Genomic DNA, 20805 nt, shown 5'->3' on the forward strand with positions numbered 1-20805 from the left:
CGCCAAATGATTTGATGAATTAACGGCGCAAAAAGTTGCCGAAATCATAAACACACCTGTTCAATTTGGGAGAAAAATCCGATGATGGTTGAAACCGTAATGTCGCGGTCAGTACGCCTGATCTGCGCCAGTGGCCTGGCGCTGGGCATGCACACCGCCATGGCACAAAGCACGGACGCGTCTATCCAACGCGTGGAAATTACCGGTTCGAGTATTAAACGCATCAGCGCCGAAGGCGCGCTGCCGGTACAAACGCTGACCAAAGCGCAGATCGAGCAGTCCGGCGCCAGCAGCGTGGCCGATCTGATCGCCACGCTGCCGTCGATGCAGGGCTTCACCACCTCGTCGATGTCGGTCAACGGCGGCGGCGGCGGCCTGCAGACCGCGTCCATCCACGCCATCGGCGAAGGCTACACCCTGGTACTGCTGAACGGCCGCCGCCTGGCGCCGTCCACGTCCGGCTCCACCGTCAACCTGGCCAGCATTCCGCTGGCAGCGGTCGAGCGTGTCGAGATCCTGACCGACGGCGCCAACACCCTGTACGGCTCGGACGCGATCGCCGGTGTGGTCAACTTCATCCTGAAAAAAAACCAGCAGGACGCCGTGGTCGAAGCCTCGTACAACCAGCCGCGCAGCAGCGGCGGCGCCACCTCCACCGCCTCCATTTCCAAAGGCTGGGGCGATCTGGAAAAAGACGGCTTCAACGTGCTGCTGTCGGTGGCGCACGATGAGAGCCGCGCTTCCTGGGCCAAGGACAGCGACTTCTCCCAAAGCGGCGTGATTCCGTTTTACGCCAACGGCAAGGCCTACAGCCTGTATCAACTGAGCTCGAACTCGATTCCCGGCACCGCCACCGTCAAGTACACCAAGGCCGACGGCAGCGCCAGCAGCGTCGCGTTCAGCCCCAACCTGCTGGCCACCGGCAGCTGCAACGGCGCCAACCTGTTCAAGGTCGGCAACCGCTGCCTGTTCGACTATGCCGCCACCGTGCAAAACACCCCGGCGCTGAAACGCGATAGCGGCTTCGGCTCGTTCAACTACAAGATCAACGACAGCACCAACTTCTTTGCCGAAGCGATGATCTCGTCGTTCAGCAACCTGGCGCAATACGCGCCGCCAGCACAGCCACTGGGCCTGTCGAAGAGCAGCCCGCTGTACGCCAAGTACATCGCCCCCTACCTGGCCCAGCTGGGTGTGCCATCCACCGCCACCGTCGACAGCGTGACCATGAACCTGCGTCTGGCCGATGCTGGCGGCCGTGCCGACGAATACAAAACCATCGCCAAGCACCTGGCGTTTGGCGTCGACGGCTCGTTCAAGAACATCGACTACCGCGCCGCTTACACCCACTCGGAAAACAAGCAGACCGACACCGCCGCTGGTGGCTACATGAGCCTGAACGCCTTCGACGCGCTGGTGGCCGCCGGCAAGTTCGATCCGTTCGCACCGGCCGGCACCTCGCAAGCCGTGCTGGCCTCGGCCGTGCTGCACAACACCTTCAGCGTGACCCGCTCCAAGATCGACATGCTGCAAGCCAGCGCCTCGGCCGAAGCCTTCAAGCTGCCGGCCGGCCCGGCCATGCTGGCTCTCGGCGCCGACTTCACCAAGCAAACCTACACCGAAGAGCCGGACGCCTACTCGCAGGGTGAGAACAAGCAGCAGCCTGATTTCACCGACGCGATTGTCGGCGGTGGCGCCGGCGCGCTGCCGGTCGACGCCAGCCGCAAGAACTGGGGCGCCTATGGCGAGCTGCTGCTGCCTGCACTGAAGAATATGGACCTGACGGTGTCCGGCCGTTACGACGACTTCAGCGCCGTCACCAACAACAAAAACTTCGACAGCGACGGTTACCTGATCGCGCCGGGCAAGCAAGGCGAGTCGGCCAGCAAGGCCACCTACAAGCTGGCGCTGCGCTGGAATCCGATCGACCAGGTGCTGATCCGCGGTTCCTACGGCACCGGTTTCAAGGCGCCTAGCATGACCAGCATCGTCAAACCGCTGGTCAACGGCGGTTCGTCGCAGTTCCACGCCTGCCCGATCACCAACACCAGCGATGCGCGCTACAAGCTGTGCAACCCTGGCTCGTCGGAATACGGTCTGCTGTCGGGCGGTAACGCCGCCACCGGCGCCGGCGCGCTGCGTCCGGAACAATCGAAACAAGCGACCTTGGGCCTGCGCGTCGAACCGATCAGCAGCGTGTCGCTGGGCTTCGACTGGTGGGACGTGAAGCTGCGCGACCAGATCCAGACCTTGTCGGAAGACCTGGTGTTCAACAACCCGGCCGTGTACGACAGCCTGCTGCGCGTCTACTATGACCCGATCCAGAAGCAGAACGTGCTGGTGGCGGCGCTGACCCCGTTCAACCTGGCCACCTCGCACTATCGCGGCATCGACTGGGATCACAGCTACAAGACCAACACCGCGCTGGGCAAGTTCAACCTGCAGTGGACCGGTACTTATATGCTGAAGGCTGAGCAGGAAACCCCGGGCACCGGTCTGGAGAAAAACATCGGCCGCTTCAACTCGTACTCCGAGGTGACTTTCCGTGTGATCTCCAAGCTGACCGCGTCGCTGAACACCGGCCGCTTCATCAATTCGCTGACCGCCAACTACCACTCCGGCTATACCGACCAGGTGTACAACTCGGATGACAGCGTGGTGCGTGAAGTGCTGGCCGACGGCACGCTGGGCGGCTATGTGCCGATCACGCGCCAGGTGTCGTCGTACACCACCTTCGACTGGCAGACCAAGGCGCAGCTGAGCAAGAACTTCACGCTGACCGGCGGTATCAAGAACCTGGCCGACATCGCGCCACCGTTCACGATCCGCAACGCCGGTGGTGGTAATCAGTCGGGCTACGATGGCCGCTACACCGATCCGCTGGGTCGCCAGTTCTATCTGAACGCGTCGTATAAGTTCTGATAAGGTCTGATAAAAAACACAAACGGCTCCCTCGGGAGCCGTTTGTCATTCATGGCACGCATATCGCATATGGGACAAGACATTCACGTTTCACATGCCACATATCGAAACATAGAATTATATTTATAACTGAGTTTCCTGTAATCTACACACATCGACATTGAATGCAGCACAGGAGAACTCTCATGACCACCATCGCCGCCAAACTGATCACCCCAGCAGCACCAACCAGCTCGTGGAAAAAAATCATCCGCCGCGCGTTCGAGACCCTGGGCAAGCACTACTCGCACGGTCCTTACATGCTGTAATCAGCCTAGCGCTGAAATAAAAAAGCCGGGTTATCCCGGCTTTTTGTTTTTTAGAACTTGTAGTTGGCGGTCAGGTAGAACGAGCGCCCGGCCGGATCGGCATAGCGGCCGTCGTAGCCGATCTGGTTGCCGCCGCCGGCGTTCTGCAGCGTGAACGGCGGATCGCGGTCAAACAGATTCTTGATGCCGCCGGTCAGCGCAAACTTGCCAAAGTCATACTTGGCTTGCCAATCGAAGGTGGTGTACGACGGCACCCATAGCCCGTCAAACGCCACCGAGTCGCCCACGCTGCCGTCGGCATTCACCGCAAACACCGCCGTGTCGACAGGATAGGACTGGTCGTGGTAGCCCGACTTGTAGTGCGCGGTCAGGGTGTTGGTCAGCTTGCCGGTGGTCAGTGCCAGGCTGATGTTGCTCTGGACGCGGAACACCACGCCATTATCTTGGCCAAACTTGCCCAGGTCGGAATACACGGTGCCGCCCGCCGACACGGTGTAGTTCTGCTTGAGCATGTAGGTGCCGTTCCACGACGCGCGCAAATCGCCGATACCGGTCTTGGTGCGGTAGCTGAAGTCCCAGTCCACGCCACGGTAGTTGGCGACACCGCCGTTCACCGGCGCCAGCAGGTAAGCGATGGTGGTGTAACCGGCCGGGTCCGGATACGGATTCACGAACAGGTTTTTGTACGCCTGCGGATTTTTGAAACCTTCCTGCTCCGGCACGCCGGCCGACAGCACCTGATTGCGGATCTGCACATTCCACAGGTCCAGGCCCAGCGACAGGCCGCGCAGCGGTTCGATGCGGCCGCCCAACGTCCATTGTTTCGATTTCTCAGGCTTCAGGCCGGCGTCGCCGCTCTGGCTATTCGGGCCCGTCAACAGGTCATACTGCGCCTGGCCGACCTGGCAGCCGGTCGAGCCCGGGAACGGGCAGGCATAGCTGCCGGCCGTGCTGCCATTGAAGGTGTTGGCGCCGGCCACGTCGCTCAGATTGGGCGCCTTGAAGCCGGTGCCGTAGGCGGCACGCAACAGCAGGTTGTCGGTCGGCGTCCATTTCAAGCTCAGCTTGTAGGTGCCGGCGCTGGCGGTGTTGCCGATCTCGCCGCTGGCCAGACGCGGAATCAGGCCGGTGGCATCCGGCACCGTGGCGAAGATGTAGTTGCTGTACACCTTGTCATAGCTGTCGTAGCGGCCGGACACGGTCGCTTCCAACGTCTTGTGCAGCGGCAGCAGGATCTCGGTGAACACGCCCCAGTTGTCGCGCTTGGCGTCAAACGGCACCTGGCCGTAGCTGCCACCGACCGGATAGTTGGTGTCTACCGGTTGCGTCGAAAAGCCCGAGTTCGACAGAATCAGGTCGTTGTAATCGATCTGGTAGCGGGTCTTCGAATAATCGCCGCCCAGCGAGATGATGGAGGTACCGCCCGGCAGATTGAACAGGTCATGCTGGGCACCGACGTGTACCGTGTTCAGCGTCGACTTGGTGTTCGAGAACACGGTACCGTTCAGCAGCGCGCCGGTCAGGTTGGACGCGCCCTGGCCGGTGACCGGATCGTAACTGCCCGCCTCCACCAGCGCCTCCAGCTTGTTGAAGTCGGAATAGCCGCCGGCCGCCGTGTCCTTCAGCTTGGCCTGCGACAGAATCAGCGAAGCGTTATAGCCCCAGCCGCCGACCGTGCCGTCGATGCCGGTGGCGAAGTGACGCGCGGTGGTCTGGTATTCGTCGGCGCGGCCGCCGATCAGCACCGAGCGATAGCCCAGCGTGGCAGTGCCGTCGATGGTCAGGTTGTTGGCGGTCAGGTAGGGCGTGACGTACTTGGCGTACAGGCTGGGGAAGCGCGTGGTGCTCAGGCCCATCGGCTGTGCCGACGGCGCGTACTGCGCGGTCATCGCGTAACGCGACAGCACCAGCTCGGCCCAGGCGGTGGTGTTGTCGTTGATCTTCAGCGTGCCTTTCAGCAGGCCGCTGTCGCGGCGGCTGCCCGGCACGTCTTCCACCGTGGCCGCGTAGTTGAAGCGGCACTGATCGCCCAGCGGACCGGCCAGCGAACTGCCGCAATTGCCGTTGGCCAGATAGTAGGGATTGATCGCGTGGCCGACGCCGTTGGTGTCGGTGAAGGTGATGTTGGCCGGTTCGGTGTTGCCGGTGCGCTGGTCAAAATAATATTGCTTGCCGTTGGCGCTGAATTTGAAGAAGGCGCCGCGCGCCGAGAAGTCGCGTTGCAGCGCGGTGATGCGCTCCAGCTCCTCGTGGCTGTACGAGGCCAGCACATTCCAGCCGTCGCTCTCCAGATCGCCCCAGCCCTTGGTCAGGCCGGCGCTGCTCCAGCTGCCGCCATTCTTGCCCGGCTGCCCATAGGTGGCGTAGGCCTCGCCCTTGGTATTGTTTTTCTTGAGGATGAAGTTGACCACGCCGGCAATCGCGTCCGAGCCATACAACGCCGAGGCGCCGTCGGTCAGGATTTCGACCCGCTCCACCGCTTCCAGCGGAATGCTGGACAGATTGACCGCGTAGCCGCCGCCCTGGCCGGAACCAATCGCGCTTGGTGCCACGCGCTGGCCATCGAGTAGCACCAGCGTGTATTTCGACGGCAGCGAGTGCAGCGAGGCGGTGGTGACGCCGGCGCCGCCGCCGTTCACCGAGCTGGACGATGGCACAAAGCCCTGCATCGACGGCAGCATCTGGATCAGATCGGTGGCCGAGGTGGCGCCGGTCTGTTTGATCTCGGCCGCCGTCAACACCTGCACCGGCAGCGAGCCCTCTTTCTGGATACGCTTGATCGACGAACCCGTGATCTCGACGCGCTGCATCGGTTGGGCATCCGCCGCAGGCGCGGCATCCTGCGCCAGTGCCGGCAACGCCAGCAACCCCAGCATGCCGCCCGAGAACATCAGGCGCAAGGAACGGGACAACACTCTTTCTTGAATCATGACCAACCTCCGATTTGTTTTTTTTGGGACGAAGCAGTACAACGCCCTCGGCCGGGTGGCCTCGGGACGGTAACAATGACAGCAACTTGGGGAAAGACTTCAGGAAGGTGTTCAACGACACCGGCCATGTTTTGTATAAAAACATGCCAAGTAATTAAGTGTCAATCGAACCAAGGGGGGAGTTTGGTGTTCTTACAACAGGCTTGCTAGCCAGATGCAAAAAAGATGGGGCCCAACTTACCATCGGGCCCCGTGCGGAACAGCGTGCGGCGGTTTACTTGGCGGCGGCTTCGCGCGCCTGGGTGGCCAGACGGCGCTGGCGCACGGCGGCGGCCAGACCCTGCAGCACCTGCACGCTGCTATCCCAGTCGATGCAGCCATCGGTGACCGACTGGCCATAGGTCAGTTCCTTGCCCGGCACCAGATCCTGGCGACCGGCCACCAGGTGCGACTCCACCATCACGCCAACGATACGGCTCTCGCCGCCAGCGATCTGGCCGCCGATGTCGGCACACACCGGCACCTGGTTTTCCGGTTTTTTCGAGCTGTTGGCGTGCGAAGCGTCGATCATCAGGCGCGCCGCCAGCCCTTGGGCCGCGATCGCCTTGCAGGCTTCGTCGACGCTGGCCGCGTCGTAGTTCGGCGCTTTGCCGCCGCGCAGGATGATGTGGCAGTCTTCGTTACCGTTGGTCGATACGATGGCCGAGTGACCGCCCTTGGTCACCGACAGGAAGTGGTGCGGTTGCGACGCCGCCTTGATGGCGTCGACGGCGATGCGCACATTGCCATCGGTGCCGTTCTTGAAGCCCACCGGACACGACAGTCCCGACGCCAGCTCGCGGTGCACCTGCGATTCGGTGGTGCGGGCGCCGATCGCGCCCCAGGCGATCAGGTCGGCGATGTACTGCGGCGAGATCACATCCAGGAACTCGGTGCCGGCCGGCAGGCCCAGTTCATTGATGTCGCGCAGCAGCTCGCGCGCCATGCGCAGGCCGTCGTTGATGCGGAAGCTGTTGTCCATGTACGGATCGTTGATCAAGCCCTTCCAGCCCACCGTGGTGCGCGGCTTTTCGAAGTAGACCCGCATCACGATTTCCAGATCGGCCGCCAGTTCCTTGCGCAGCACCACCAGCCGGCGCGCGTACTCCATCGCGGCCTTGGTGTCGTGGATCGAGCACGGGCCGATCACCACCATCAGGCGATCATCCTGGCCGTGCAGAATGCGGTGCAGCGCGGTGCGGGCGTTGGCAGCGGTCTGCTCGGCCGCCTCGGTGCAGGCAAACTCGCGGATCAGATGCGATGGTGGGGTCAGTTCCTTCATCTCGCGGATGCGCAAATCATCGGTACGGGGCATTGCTGTTCTCCAAGTGATCAAATTGTAGGGGTAAAAAAAAACCGCCTCGGGGAGGCGGTTTTTCGGGATTCTGCGGGACTCGTTTTGCTTCTACGTGCACCGGCCGCTACTCCACCGCCTTTGGGTTGGAATTGCTAAAGTAAAAATAGCCGGTAAAGAAGAATTTGGTCATGAAACGACTATAGCGCCATAGCGCAAGCCTTGGCAAGCGATTTTTTTTCGGCAAACAAGCCTCCCTACAAAACTTTACATCTTCGCCGCCATCGTTACATTTTAGAGACTGTAACCAATTGTAAGCATCAACTCCCCCGAAAACACTGGCTTGCAGCCTGATAGTTCATTAATGCAAAAAATTGTCTTTACATGTGCGTTTGTTTGCTACTGTTGGATATTCGCATAATTATCTTTCGATCATTGTTACTGATGCCACTGAATGTTCTGATGGAAATCCCAAATACCCAAATAAATATCAGGAGTGACAAACCCATGATGATTGAAAGAGCTCTTACCCGATCTCTGCGCTTGATGTTCGCCGGCAGCCTGGCTGTTGGCATGCACGCCGCTGTTGCCCAAACCGATGACGCGCCGATTCAACGCGTTGAAGTGACCGGTTCCAGCATCAAGCGCCTGGCCACCGAAACCGCGCTGCCGATCACCACCATCAAGGCATCCGACTTCGAAAAGCAAGGTCTGACCACCGCCGCTGAAGTAATGAACACGCTGTCGATGAACCAAAGCTCGACCGGCTCCAGCCAGTCGGTCGGTTCCGGCACCGGTGGTATCGCTACCGCCGACCTGCGCGGCCTGGGCAGCAACAAGACGCTGGTGCTGCTGAACGGCCGCCGTCTGGCCAACCACCCGTTCAACGGCTCCTCGGTCGACCTGAACATCATTCCTGTGTCCGCGCTGGAACGCGTGGAAGTGCTGCGCGACGGCGCCTCGGCGATCTACGGTACCGACGCCATCGGCGGCGTGATCAACTTCATCACCAAGCGCTCGGTCACCGGCGGCACCGTCAGCGTCGAACGCTACCAGCCGCAAGCCAGCGGCGCCGGCGCGGAATCGCGCATGAACCTGTCGGGCGGCTACGGCGACCTGGACAAGGACGGCTGGAACGTGTTCGGCGTGTTCGACTTCCACAAGCAAACCGCACTGGACGCCGCCTCGCGCGACTTCTCCAGCACCAGCGTGCGCGCCGACAAGGGCATCAACAACAGCAGCGGCACCTCGCAGCCGGCCAACTTCTATTCCGACAACGGCATCACCGGCAACCCTTACTACGCCAGCGGTTGCGTCGGCAAGGGTCTGATCACCAACAGCGCCAACGGCACCTGCCGCACCAACACCGTTGCCTACATCCAGGACATTCCTAAAACCCAGCAGGAATCCTTCCTGGGCAAGGCCACCTACAAGCTGAGCGAAGACAACATCGCCACCCTGGAATACCTGCACAGCCGTTCGACCAACGCCAGCAGCATCGCGCCGTCGCCGCTGACCGGCATCACCATGACCTCGGCCAGCCCGTACTATCCAGGCGGCAGCGCCGGCGTGCCGGCCGTGGCCGGCCTGACCGGTGAAGACCTGACGCTGAACTGGCGTACCGTGGCCGCCGGCAAGCGCCAGGGTTACGACACCTCGATCTCCGACCGCCTGGTACTGGCGTCGGAAGGTCTGGTGGCGGGCTGGGACTACAACGTCGGCCTGACCTACTCGATCAACAAGGCATCCAGCGCCTTCGTCGACGGCTACACCAACGACTCGCTGATCAAGGCTGGCGTGCTGAGCGGCATCCTGAATCCGTTCGGCGAGCAATCGGCCGCTGGCCAAGCCTACATCGACGCCGCCAAGCTGAAAGGCGAATACCTGGCGGCCAAGATGACCAGCATCGGCGTCGACGGCAAAGTCAGCCGTGAAATCTACCAGTTGCCAGCCGGCGGCGTCGGCTTCGCGGTCGGTACCGAATTCCGTCACGACAAAGCCACCTACGACGTCAACACCGCGCTGGCCTCGCAGGCATCGAGCTCCGGCTACGCCGACGCGCAAGACCAGGAAGGTCAGCGCAACATCGCCGCGCTGTACTCGGAAATCAGCGTTCCGCTGACCAAATCGCTGGAACTGTCGGGCGCCGCGCGTTACGACCACTACAGCGACGTTGGCGGCACCTTCAATCCGAAGGTCGGCCTGCGTTGGGAAGCCAGCAAGCAAGTGCTGTTCCGCACCTCGTACAACACCGGCTTCCGCGCGCCGACCCTGTACGACCTGCACGGCCCGGCCACCAAAACCTACACCAGCAACGCGTATGACGATCCAGTGCTGTGCGCTGGCGGCACCGCCGTATCGGGCGCCAACCCGAACACCGTCTGCAACACCCAGCAATACATCCGCAGCGGCGGCAACCCGAACCTGAAACCAGAGAAGTCGAAAACCTTCGCGCTGGGCGTGGTGTTCGAGCCGGTCAACTCGGTGTCGGTCTCGTTCGACTACTTCAACATCAAGATCAAGGATTCGATCGGCACCGTGGCCGAGTCGACCATCTTCGACAACTACGAGAAGTACAAGAGCTACTTCGTGTACTCGGCTGACGGCAAAACGCTGGAGTACGTGAACGCGGTGCTGGACAACCTGGGCGAAGTGAAAACTTCGGGCATCGACACCAGCCTGCGCTGGAAACTGCCACGTTCGTCGTTCGGCGACTTCGGCTTCTCGTTCGATGGCACCTGGGTCCACAGCTACAAGTACCAGAACGAAACCGGCGGCGAGTTCGTTGAAAACGTCGGCGTCTACGGCGACAACGGTCCGGTCTTCCGCTGGAAGCACAACGCCACTCTGAACTGGAAAAAAGGCGTGTGGAGCGCATCGTTCTCGAACAAATTCCTGAGCGGTTACGAAGATGAGAACGACGTCGCGGCCGCGTACTACCACAAAGTACGCGCCTACTCGACCTACTCGACCTCGGCCAGCTACACCGGCATCAAGAACGTCGACCTGACCGTCGGCATCAAGAACCTGTTCGACAGCGCGCCACCGTACACCAACCAGGGCACCACGTTCCAGAGCGGTTACGATCCACGCTACACCGACCCACTGGGCCGCACCTTCTTCGTGAAAGCGACCTACAAGTTCTAAGCACGTAAAAAAGCCCGGCATTGCCGGGCTCGCTTACCAGGCCCGGCGTTTGCCGGGCTTTTTTTATGCTTACGCGGTGCCGCCGACGGTGACGCCGTCCAGACGCAGCGTCGGCTGGCCAACGCCAACCGGCACGCTCTGGCCTTCCTTGCCGCACACGCCGATGCCCGGGTCCAGCTTCATGTCATTGCCGATCATCGACACACGGTTCAGCACTTCCGGACCGTTGCCGATCAGCGTCGCGCCCTTCACCGGATAGGTGATCTTGCCATTCTCGATCATGTAGGCCTCGCTGGCCGAGAACACGAACTTGCCGTTGGTGATGTCGACCTGACCACCGCCAAAATTCACCGCATACAAGCCATTTTTCACCGAAGCCAGAATCTCGCCCGGATCCTTGTCGCCACCCAGCATATAAGTGTTGGTCATGCGCGGCATCGGCAGGTGGGCGAACGATTCGCGACGCGCATTGCCGGTGACCGGCATCTTCATCAGGCGCGCGTTCATGGTGTCCTGGATATAGCCTTTCAGGATGCCGTCCTCGATCAGCGTGGTGCACTGGGTTGGATTACCCTCATCGTCGATGTTGAGCGAACCGCGGCGATCCGCCAGCGTGCCATCGTCGACCACAGTGACGCCCTTGGCCGCCACGCGCTCGCCAATGCGGCCGGAGAACGTCGACGAGCCCTTGCGGTTGAAGTCGCCCTCCAGGCCGTGGCCGATCGCCTCGTGCAGCAGGATACCCGGCCAGCCAGGGCCCAGCACCACGGTCATCGGGCCGGCCGGCGCCGGACGCGCATCCAGATTCACCACCGCCGAGTTGACGGCGTCGGTCGCATACTGATCCAGCAGCGCATCGCTGAAATAGCCGTAGTCGTAACGGCCACCACCGCCCGACGAGCCGACTTCACGGCGGCCATTCTGCTCAACGATCACGGTCAGCGAGACCCGCACCAGCGGACGAATATCGGCCGCCAGCACGCCATCGCTGCGCACCACCAGCACCACATCGTATTCGCCGGCCAGGCTGGCCATCACCTGCACCACGCGCGGATCCTTGGCGCGCGCCATTTTCTCGATGCGCTCCAGCAGCTGCACCTTGGCGGTGGCGTCCAGCGACACCAGCGGATCATGCGGCAGATACAGCGCGCGGCCGCCGACATGGTTCATGGCGCCAGCCACTTTGATCTTGCCAGCGCCAGCACGGGCGATGGTGCGGGTGGCGGCAGCCGCGTCCAGCAGCGCCGCTTCGGAAATCTCGTCGGAGTAGGAAAACGCGGTCTTGTCGCCCGACACCGCGCGCACGCCGACGCCCTGGTCGATCGAGAAACTGCCGGTCTTGACGATCCCCTCTTCCAGGCTCCAGCCCTCGTTCTTGGTGAACTGGAAATACAAGTCGGCATAGTCGACTTTGTGGGTGAACATCGCGCCCAGCGTTTTCAGCAGCTTGCCTTCGTCCAGCCCGAACGGCGTCAGCAGGATATCGCGCGCTACGGACAGGGTGGACAGATTCGGTTCAAATGGCTTCATGGTGATGCTTTCTGTAAAAGGTTAGCGCCATTGTAGTGGATATCACATGGTGCGGTGTTTCAAGGCAGGCAAGCTCTCGCGCACGCCTTCCATGTAGGTCAGGTCGATCTCGCCCTTGACCACGCCCTCGCCCTCGGCCAGCACCGACTTGACCGAGCCCCACGGGTCGATCAGCATGCTGTGGCCCCAGGTGCGGCGGCCGTTTGGATGGATGCCGCCCTGCGCCGCCGCCAGTACATAGCACTGGTTTTCAATGGCGCGCGCGCGCAGCAGGATTTCCCAGTGCGCCATGCCGGTGGTGTAAGTAAACGCGGCCGGCAGCACGATCAGCGATACCGGCCCCATGGCGCGGAACAGCTCGGGGAAGCGCAGGTCGTAGCACACCGACATGCCGACCTTGCCGAACGGCGCCTCGAACACGCCCAGATGCTGGCCCGGCACAATGGTCTTCGATTCGTTGTACGACTCGGTGCCCTTGGTGAAACCGAACAGGTGGATCTTGTCGTAACGGCCGACATGCTCGCCATCCGGGTTGTACACCAGCGTGGTGTTGATGACCTTGGCCGGATCATCCGACGCCAGCGGCAGCGTGCCGCCGATCAGCCAGATTTTCAGTTCGCGCGCCAGACCGGACATGAAGTCCTGAATCGGACCGCTGCCCAGCGGTTCGGCCACCTTGACCTTGTCACTGTCATGCAAGCCCATGATGGCCCAGTATTCCGGCAACAACACCAGCCGGGCGCCGTCCTGCGCGGCCTGGGTGACCAGGCGGCGCGCGGTGACGATGTTTTCATCCACGGACGGCGAGGAAATCATTTGTACGGCGGCGACGGTATTGTTCATGGCGATCCTTTGGCGGGTTCCAGTTTAGTGGCATCGAGCTTGGTGACGACCGGCGCCTTCCATGGGCCGGACACCTGCATATGATAGGTCAAGGCTTTCATCACCGGTGCACTGAGGAACAGTTGCGCCAGGAAACTGCCCAGCCCGATCACCGGATTGACCGCCAGCGCATACACCAGCGGCGCGGTGCCGAGATTGACCTGCGGTATCACCACCACATGCAGATTGGTGGTTTCGTTGGCGATATCGGCGCTGCCATCCATCAGCACAGTGGCGGCCACGCCGTGCATTTTCAAGTTGTCGGTCTTGACGATGCCGCGATCGATGCTGGCGCCAGCGGTAATGCCGTCAAATGCCAGCCCTTCCGAGAATACGTCGTGGAAATCCAGCTTCAGCAGGCGCGGCAGCGCTTGCAGGCTCAGCACGCCCAGCAGCTTGGCGGCGCCCGGATCCTGCTTGAGGAACTGGCCCTTCTCAACATTCAGCATGATATTGCCCGACAGGCTGGGCAGATCCATAGAATACGGCAAGCCCTTCCACGCCACCTCGCCCTTCAGCGAGCCCTTGCCGCCCTTGATGGTGTCGGCGTAGCCAAAGCGCTCCAGCAATTTGCCGGAATCGCGGATGTCGAGGTTGAAGTTGAGGCTGGTGTCGTGCACGCCATCCTTGCTGACCCACTTGCCTGTGCCGCTCAGCTCGCCATCGGCATTGGCCAGCGACAGCTTGTTGACACGCCACTCGCGCGCACTCTGCACTTGCGCATTGTTGGCCTGCAGCTCCAGCCGGCCCAGCGGCCGGTTAAACAATTCGAAGCGCTCGACCACCACGTCCAGCGCCGGGATGGTGGTGGTGCTGCCCTTGCCATCCAGCAGTTCCTGCACATCGCTGGAGGCCGATTCCGGAATCACCAACGAGGATAGACGCGCGGTCACCTTGCCGAGGCCGGCGCCGGTGGACGGCTCGGCCCAGGTGACGAAACCATTGGCCTGGGTGGAGTCGACGCTGACCTGCCAGGTGCCTTTTTGATGGGTGACACCGACCACCACGTTTTCCAGTTTGCGGCCACCCAGCACCAGCTCGCTGGCGCGCGCGGCCAGGGTATCCGGCATCACGTACTGGCTGAAGTCGCTGCTGTCGGACGATGTCGGCGCCGTGTTCGCACTGCCGCCGGCGCTGGCGATCGTGTCGCCAAAGTCGAGCCAGTTGTCGACATTCAGCTGCGGCAGGCTGATGTTGAAAGCCATGCCGCTGTCCGGCTCCGGCGCCGGCGTGTTGACGCCGATGCCGCCGCGCACCAGTTTCCAATGTCCTTTGGGCAGCTTCTGGCGCTGGTAGCGCGCCGCCACGCCGCTGCCGAGGCTGATGCGGATATCGTCGTGGTAAGCGCCGGCGGCATCCGCCACCAGCCCGCTGGTCAGCAGGAAGCGCAACGGCATGTTGTCGGCGGCGGGCTTGCGCAGCGGCGCAGGCAAGCTCAGCCCCAGCCCATTCAGACTGGAATCGACCGCCACGATCACCTGGTGATCGCGCACCGTCACCGTGCCGTTGTAGCGGGTCGCGCCCGAGAAGTGATCGGACAGGCGCTGCATCGACGCCATCGGATACGCCTGGCGGAAGCCGTCCACCGTCATCAGGCCACCCAGCTTGACCACGATGGCGTTGTCCTTCTGGGTGCCACCGGTAATCGACACCGGACCGCCAAGGAAGTTGCCGGACAGCTGGTTCAGATTAACGCCGCGTTCGTTGAATTCGATCTTGCCCTGCGAGCCTTGCACCACCGGCATATCGTTCATCAGCGTGATGTCGTTGCCGTTCAGTTGCACCGTGCCGTTGACCTTGGTGTCGATGGCATGCGCCAGCGGAATGCGCAAACTCAGCGCCAGCTTGGCGTTGCCGCTGGCCTGGGTCTCGTCGGTGAAGTGCGAGATCCATTCCAGCACCGGGCTGCTGGCCACGTACTTGAGAAATTCCTGCATCGGCGCGGCGGCGTTGCCGTCGATTTCCAGCATCGAATCGTGCACCATCAGATCCGGGATCACCGCCTTGACGTTGCTGAGCGCGGCGCCGCCGGTGGTGGCGGTGTCGCCATTGATTTCCATGCGCGCGCGTTCGAACACGAAGCTGCCCTTGATGTGTTCGGCCTGCGGCCACAGCGGCAGCGGCTTGCCATCCTTGCCCAGCTCCTTGCCGTCGTGCAGATAGTAGCCCGGCTCGTAATTCAGCTTGCCTTCGGTCAGCTTGCCGGCGACGCGGAATTCACCGCGCGCCTTGTCGGCGCCATGGAACGGGAAATGCGCCAGGTCGCCGCGCAGGCGCAGCGTGACGTCGGTGGCGACGCCGCCCTCCAGCGCGCCGGTCAGCCAGTGGGTCAACTCCGGCGGCGTTTGCATCGGCAGGTAGCGGCCGATACGGTTCAGTTGGAAGCCGGTCAGCGTGCCGCTCAGGTCGGCCTTGCCCGGGCCTTTGCCAGACAGCGGTATCGTGTGCGAGCCCTGCAGCGTGCCCTTCATGCCCTCCTGCTCGAAATCCATCGAATCGATCTGGAACAGCAACTGGTTGTCGGCCTCGAACGACCAGCGCGCTTTCAGATTCAGATAGTCAAACGGCATCGATGCTTCGGCAAAATAATCCGGCATCTGCAGCACCAGCTGCTGCGAATTCAGGTTGAAGCTGCCGCCCTTCTCGGTGGCGTCGATCGAGCCGGTGAGGTTGTCGAAGCCGGGTAGCGCCGGCATGCCGGCAATCGCCGGGGTCTTGCCGACTTTCGGCTGCGCCTGGCGCGGCGGCTGCGGCTTCAGGCCCAGCCCGACCAGATCGCCCTTGATGCGATAGGTTTGCAGCGCCGGGAACGTGCCCTGCCACTCGGCGGAGAAATTCTGCAGCAGGCCGCGCGGCGCGAAACTGGCCACCATCTTGTGCTGCTGCTCGGTCAGCGGCAGGCGCTCGGCCAGGCCGGCCAGGGTTTGCAAATCCAGCTGGCGGGCTTGTACTTCGACCCGTTCCGGCCGCGCGCCGGACGCGGCCACATAGGTTTCCGACAGCGAGGTCGGCGCCATCACCAAACCGTCGCGCGTGGTCAGCGTCAGATTGTCCAGCTGCAGGCTGTGGCCCAGCGCGCCAAAGCCCGGCGTGGCGGCGCCCTGGCGCGCCAGCGGCGGCCGCACTTCTTCACGCGCGGCGATGCGGCCGCTCAACTGCTGCAAATCCAGCAACGGCAATTCCTTGCCCAGCACGGCGGTGACATCGTTCAGGCCGACGTCGGCGGTGAACTCGGTCAGGCGCGACTGGTCCACACTGGCCCAGGCCTGCAGCGAGCCACTGCCCCGACTCAGTTCGAATGGATACGGTATCCAGGTCTTCCACGCCAGCAGGTCGGCGTTGCGCACATCGGCATAGACTTCGCCGCGCCACATCGATACATTGGAAACGCGCGCGCCAAAGGCCGGATGGGTGAAGTCGGCGCGCAGGTCGAGCGGGGCGGCCAGCGCCGCCGGCGGCGTCGCCCGCACCGCAAACTGGTGGTGCAGCCAGTTATTACGCAGCACCAGCGACAGATTGTCCAGCACCAGCGGCGGCGTCGCGCGCTGGCGATCGGTCCATTGCAGCCGGCCTTCCTGGATCACGATTTCACGCTGGGTCAGCAGCCAGTCCAGCCCCTTGCCATCGCTTTTCTTGTTGAGGTCGACGTACACGCCAGCCACATACAGCCGGCCATCGGCCTCGCGCAATATCGACAAGTCCGGCCTGCCGAGTTCCAGCGCGTGCAGGCGCAGCGTGGCGCTGGGCAAGCTCCACCACGACAGCGTGGCCGACACGCTAGGCAGCGTCAGCGCCGCCCGGCCCTGGCCATCGTGCAGCACCACGTCGCCCAGGAACAGATAGGGACGGAAACCGTTCCACGAGGCATAAATACGGGAAATAGTGACCGGATTGCCGAGCGCGCGGCTGGCAACATCTTCGATATTGCCCTTGTAATGATCGATGTTCGGCAGCACCACGTAGCGCAGCGTCAGGAACAGGATGGTGAAGGCAAAATACAACACCAGCGCCAGCTTCAGGGTGAAGCCCAGCACATGGTGGGTGGCCAGATTGCAGATCCGATAGGCCGCACGAAGCCGATGCCAGCGCGCGGCCAATGGGCCCTCGCCTGTCACGGTCTCCTCTTCTGGTTTTTGCATTAATACGCTAATAAATCAGGCCACGCGTCAAATAAATCGCTAAACTCGGTTTTCAAGCTCTGAAGCCTGCGCGCTCATTCTACCTTATCCCCCTGCGGAAACCCGTCACGGATGAGCAGAAAGCGCCGGTTTTACATGCTTTACACGCCGTAACCAAATCAAGGAAACATCCCGCGCATGAGTTCACCGTCCGTCTCCCGTTTCTACCAGCGCTGGCTGGCAGCCGCCCCCGACCGCGCCGCCAAAGCTGATGCATTAGCGCAATTATCCCTTGCCCAGATCGATCTGGCTGACTATTTGGCACAAGAGGCGCAGCCGGTGACGGCCGGCGCGCCGCCGCTGCCGCTGCCGCTGGTGCGCTCGATGCGCCGCCTGCGCAACCTGCTGGTCTGCACCCTGATCCGGCGCGATCTGGAAGGCAAAGCCAACCTGGCCGAAGTGGTCGAGACCATGACCCGCTTTGCCGATTTTGCAATTCAGCAACATATGGCCGAACTGCACGCCGAGATGGTGGCGACGCACGGCCAGCCGATCGGCCGCGACTCCGGCCTGCCGCAGGAAATGATCGTGCTGGCCATGGGCAAGCAGGGCGGCGGCGAGCTGAACGTATCGTCCGACATCGACCTGATTTTCGTCTACCCGGAAGATGGCGACACCGCCGCCGGCCCCGGCCAGCGCGGCCTGTCCAACCACGAATTCTTTATCCGCCTCGGCAAGAAGTTGATTGCCGCTTTGGCGGAGATCACAGAAGATGGCTACACGTTCCGGGTTGATATGGCCTTGCGGCCGAACGGCAACTCCGGCCCGCTGGCCTGCAGCCTGGGCATGGTGGAAAACTATTTGATCGTCCAGGGCCGGGAGTGGGAGCGCTACGCCTGGGTAAAGGCGCGCGCTGTCACCGGGCGCGCCGAGGATATCGCCGCACTGGATGGAATTGTCCGTCCGTTCTGCTTCCGCCGCTACCTGGACTTTGGCGTGATTGACGCCATCCGCAATATGCACGCGCAAATCCGCGCCGAGGTCAACCGCCAGGAGCGGCTGCACCCGGACCGCAGCAACAACGTCAAGCTGGGGCGCGGCGGCATCCGCGAAATCGAATTCCTGGCGCAGGTATTCCAGCTGATCCGCGGCGGCCGCGACGCCGCCCTGCGCGACCGCTCGACCCGCACCACCTTGCGCATCATTGCCGAAAAAGGCTTGTTAAGCCACGCCATCGTCTATCAACTGCTGGCTTCCTACACCTTCCTGCGCAACCTGGAACACCGCCTGCAATATCTGGACGACGCCCAGACCCATACCCTGCCGGCCAACGACACCGACCGCCAGACCGTGGCTGAAATGATGGGCCTGCCCGACGTGGCCACCCTGCTGAGCCAGCTGGAAGCGCACCGTCATTTCGTCGCCGGCCAGTTCGACGAAATGTTCTCCGACAAGACGGAAAGCAGCGAAAACGACATCGAACTGCAATCGAGCAACGAATGTGCCGATCCCGACAACCGCGAAGCGCTGGTGGCCCGCTTCACCGCGCTCGGCTTCGACGATGCCGAAGGCGCGACCAAGCGCCTGATCGCCACTTGGCAGGCGCCACGACTGCAATCGCTGCCCGAAGCTAGCCGCAACCGGCTGCAGGGGCTGATCAACAGCGCGCTGCCGCTGATCGTCCGCGCCGCCGAGGAAAACAGCGGCGGCAAGCAGTTGGCCACCCTGGGCCGGCTGCTGGATTTCCTGGAAGCCATCGCGCGCCGTTCCGCCTATCTGTCCTTGCTGACTGAATACCCGCACACGCTGGCGCGCGTGATTCGCATGGTGCACGCCAGCGGCTGGGCCGCACTATTCCTCAGCCAGCACCCGATCCTGCTGGACGAGCTGCTGGACGACCGTGTGCACGACGCCGTGTTCGACCCGGTGGCGCTGGCGGCCGACATCGAAAAGCAGCTGGCCGCCGCGCCCGGCGACACCGAGCGCCAGATGGACATCCTGCGCGAAATCCACCACGCCCAGCTGTTCCACCTGCTGGCGCAAGACCTGGCTGGCGACTTGACGGTCGAGAAACTGGCTGATTACCTGTCGGCGCTGGCCGACACCATCGTCGCCGCCACCATCCAGGCGGTGTGGCAGACCGTGGCCACGCGCCATCGCGAGGTGCCGCTGTTCACCGTTATCGCCTATGGCAAGCTGGGCGGCAAGGAACTGGGCTATGTGTCCGACCTGGACGTGATCTTCCTGTACGACGATCCCGACCAGGAAGCGCCGGCCCAGTACGCCAAGCTGGCGCAGCGCTTCATCACCTGGATGACCTCGCACACCTCGGCCGGCATCCTGTTCGACATCGACACCGCGCTGCGGCCGGACGGCGCCAGCGGCATGCTGGTGTCCAGCGTCGGTTCCTTCGAGAAATACCAGAGCAACTCGGCCTGGGTGTGGGAACATCAGGCGCTGACCCGCGCCCGCTATTGCGCCGGCGACACCGCCATCGGCCAGCGTTTCGAGCAAATCCGCGAGGCGGTGCTGCGCAAGGAGCGTCCGGCCGATGGCCCGCTGAAGCCGGAAGTTATTGCAATGCGGAAACGCATGATGGACGCCAAGCCAAATCACAGCGGTTTGTTCGACCTCAAACAAGACGCCGGCGGCATGATCGACATCGAGTTCATCGTCCAATTCCTGGTGCTGCAGCACGCGGCCGCCTACCCCGAACTGACGGCCAATTCTGGCAACATTGCGTTGTTGAAACTGTGCGCCGGTCTCGGCCTGATCGACGCCACGCTGGCCGGCAATGTGGCCGACGCTTACCGCAAGTATCGCAAGCTGCAACACCAGATGCGCTTGCAAGGTCAGGAGCAGGCGCGGGTGGCGCCGGAGCTGGTGACGGAACAGGCCGCCCAGGTCCAGGCGTTGTGGCATAGCCTGTTTGACGATCACGTTGCCGTTTAGCAACGATTGCGGTTTGAATACCGCAAGCCTGTGCCGGTGCGCTAATATGGATAGACCATAATCATAAAAGCGCACCGGTCTATTTAAAACAGGAGAATCGATATGAAGACTTTGTTTGCCACCACCGTTATCAGTCTGGCGCTGACTGGAACGGCCTCCGCCGAAAATAAAGGCAGCAAAGAGGAAGCTGTGGCGATGGTCAAAAAAGCTGTTGCCATGGTAAAAGCGGAAGGCAAGGAAAAGACCTTTGCCGCCATTGCCGATCCGGCCAATACCACCTTCCATGATCGTGATTTATATATTTATGTCTATGATTTTAATGGCGTGGCTTTAGCTCACGGCAATAATCCTAAAATGATAGGCAAAAACCTGATCACCATGAAAGATAATGAGAGCAAGCTGATTATCAAGGAAATGATCGAGGTGGCGAAATCGAAAGGCAGCGGCTGGATCGAATATAAATGGCCAAATCCCGTCACCAAGACGGTGGAACCCAAGGCCGGTTATGTCGAGCGCATCGATGATTTCCTGATCGGTTCCGGCATCTATCGCTAAGTTCAGACCGCAATATCGCTAGCCGGGACATGTCCCGGTTTTTTTACGTCCGCGCCCGGCAATCATGCCAAAAATAAGCACGAAGAAGCCAAAAACCAGCGCAAGCCGGGCGCAACACCTACCTAGCG

General features: G+C 62.0%; 10 protein-coding genes. 5 read left to right on the plus strand and 5 right to left on the minus strand.

Translation table 11 applies throughout. The annotated features are described in order from the left end of the window. The first annotated feature begins 99 nt into the window (after positions 1 to 99). Both GJ699_RS15275 and GJ699_RS34985 read left to right on the plus strand, forming a co-directional pair. On the plus strand, positions 100 to 2922 hold the full coding sequence (locus GJ699_RS15275) for a TonB-dependent receptor domain-containing protein (RefSeq protein ID WP_229262113.1): 2823 nt from the start codon (positions 100 to 102) through the stop codon (positions 2920 to 2922). A gap of 185 nt (positions 2923 to 3107) precedes the next feature. Then, positions 3108 to 3230, plus strand: coding sequence for a hypothetical protein (locus GJ699_RS34985; RefSeq protein ID WP_267877722.1), 123 nt, complete (start codon positions 3108 to 3110; stop codon positions 3228 to 3230). Positions 3231 to 3280: 50 nt separating this feature from the next. On the opposite strand, the gene GJ699_RS15280 is transcribed toward GJ699_RS34985, so the two are convergent. Both GJ699_RS15280 and aroG read right to left on the minus strand, forming a co-directional pair. Next, positions 3281 to 6160, minus strand: coding sequence for a TonB-dependent receptor domain-containing protein (locus tag GJ699_RS15280; protein ID WP_154377657.1), 2880 nt, complete (start codon positions 6158 to 6160; stop codon positions 3281 to 3283). 274 nt (positions 6161 to 6434) lie between these two features. Continuing rightward, on the minus strand, positions 6435 to 7514 hold the full coding sequence (gene aroG, locus GJ699_RS15285) for a 3-deoxy-7-phosphoheptulonate synthase AroG (RefSeq protein ID WP_154377658.1): 1080 nt from the start codon (positions 7512 to 7514) through the stop codon (positions 6435 to 6437). Positions 7515 to 8000: 486 nt separating this feature from the next. Here aroG and GJ699_RS15290 point away from each other — a divergent pair, with 486 nt between their 5' ends. Continuing rightward, entirely contained in the window at positions 8001 to 10640 is a 2640-nt protein-coding gene (locus GJ699_RS15290) for a TonB-dependent receptor (RefSeq protein WP_154377660.1), read from the plus strand. A 69-nt stretch (positions 10641 to 10709) separates the two neighbouring features. Here GJ699_RS15290 and tldD read toward each other — a convergent pair whose 3' ends face one another. From tldD to GJ699_RS15305, 3 genes are read right to left on the minus strand one after another with little or no spacing between them, the layout of a single operon-like run. Further along, positions 10710 to 12170 carry a metalloprotease TldD gene (tldD, locus tag GJ699_RS15295; RefSeq protein WP_154377662.1) on the minus strand — a complete coding sequence of 487 codons (1461 nt, stop codon included), beginning with the start codon at positions 12168 to 12170 and terminating at the stop codon, positions 10710 to 10712. A 42-nt stretch (positions 12171 to 12212) separates the two neighbouring features. Continuing rightward, complete coding sequence (locus tag GJ699_RS15300) at positions 12213 to 13013, minus strand: carbon-nitrogen hydrolase family protein (RefSeq protein WP_154377664.1); 801 nt, start codon at positions 13011 to 13013, stop codon at positions 12213 to 12215. Continuing rightward, entirely contained in the window at positions 13010 to 17191 is a 4182-nt protein-coding gene (locus GJ699_RS15305; RefSeq protein ID WP_154377666.1) for a YhdP family protein, read from the minus strand. The genes GJ699_RS15300 and GJ699_RS15305 overlap by 4 nt, the downstream gene beginning before the upstream one ends. Before the next feature lie 177 nt (positions 17192 to 17368). Here GJ699_RS15305 and glnE point away from each other — a divergent pair, with 177 nt between their 5' ends. Together glnE and GJ699_RS15315 are read left to right on the plus strand one after the other, a co-directional pair. Continuing rightward, positions 17369 to 20122, plus strand: coding sequence for a bifunctional [glutamate--ammonia ligase]-adenylyl-L-tyrosine phosphorylase/[glutamate--ammonia-ligase] adenylyltransferase (gene glnE, locus GJ699_RS15310; RefSeq protein WP_154377668.1), 2754 nt, complete (start codon positions 17369 to 17371; stop codon positions 20120 to 20122). Between the two features lie 102 nt (positions 20123 to 20224). Next, on the plus strand, positions 20225 to 20677 hold the full coding sequence (locus tag GJ699_RS15315) for a cache domain-containing protein (RefSeq protein ID WP_154377670.1): 453 nt from the start codon (positions 20225 to 20227) through the stop codon (positions 20675 to 20677). The last annotated feature ends 128 nt before the right edge of the window (positions 20678 to 20805 follow it).

Origin of the sequence: Duganella guangzhouensis, from assembly GCF_009674535.1 — a bacterium.
GTDB classification, from domain to species: domain Bacteria; phylum Pseudomonadota; class Gammaproteobacteria; order Burkholderiales; family Burkholderiaceae_D; genus Rugamonas; species Rugamonas guangzhouensis.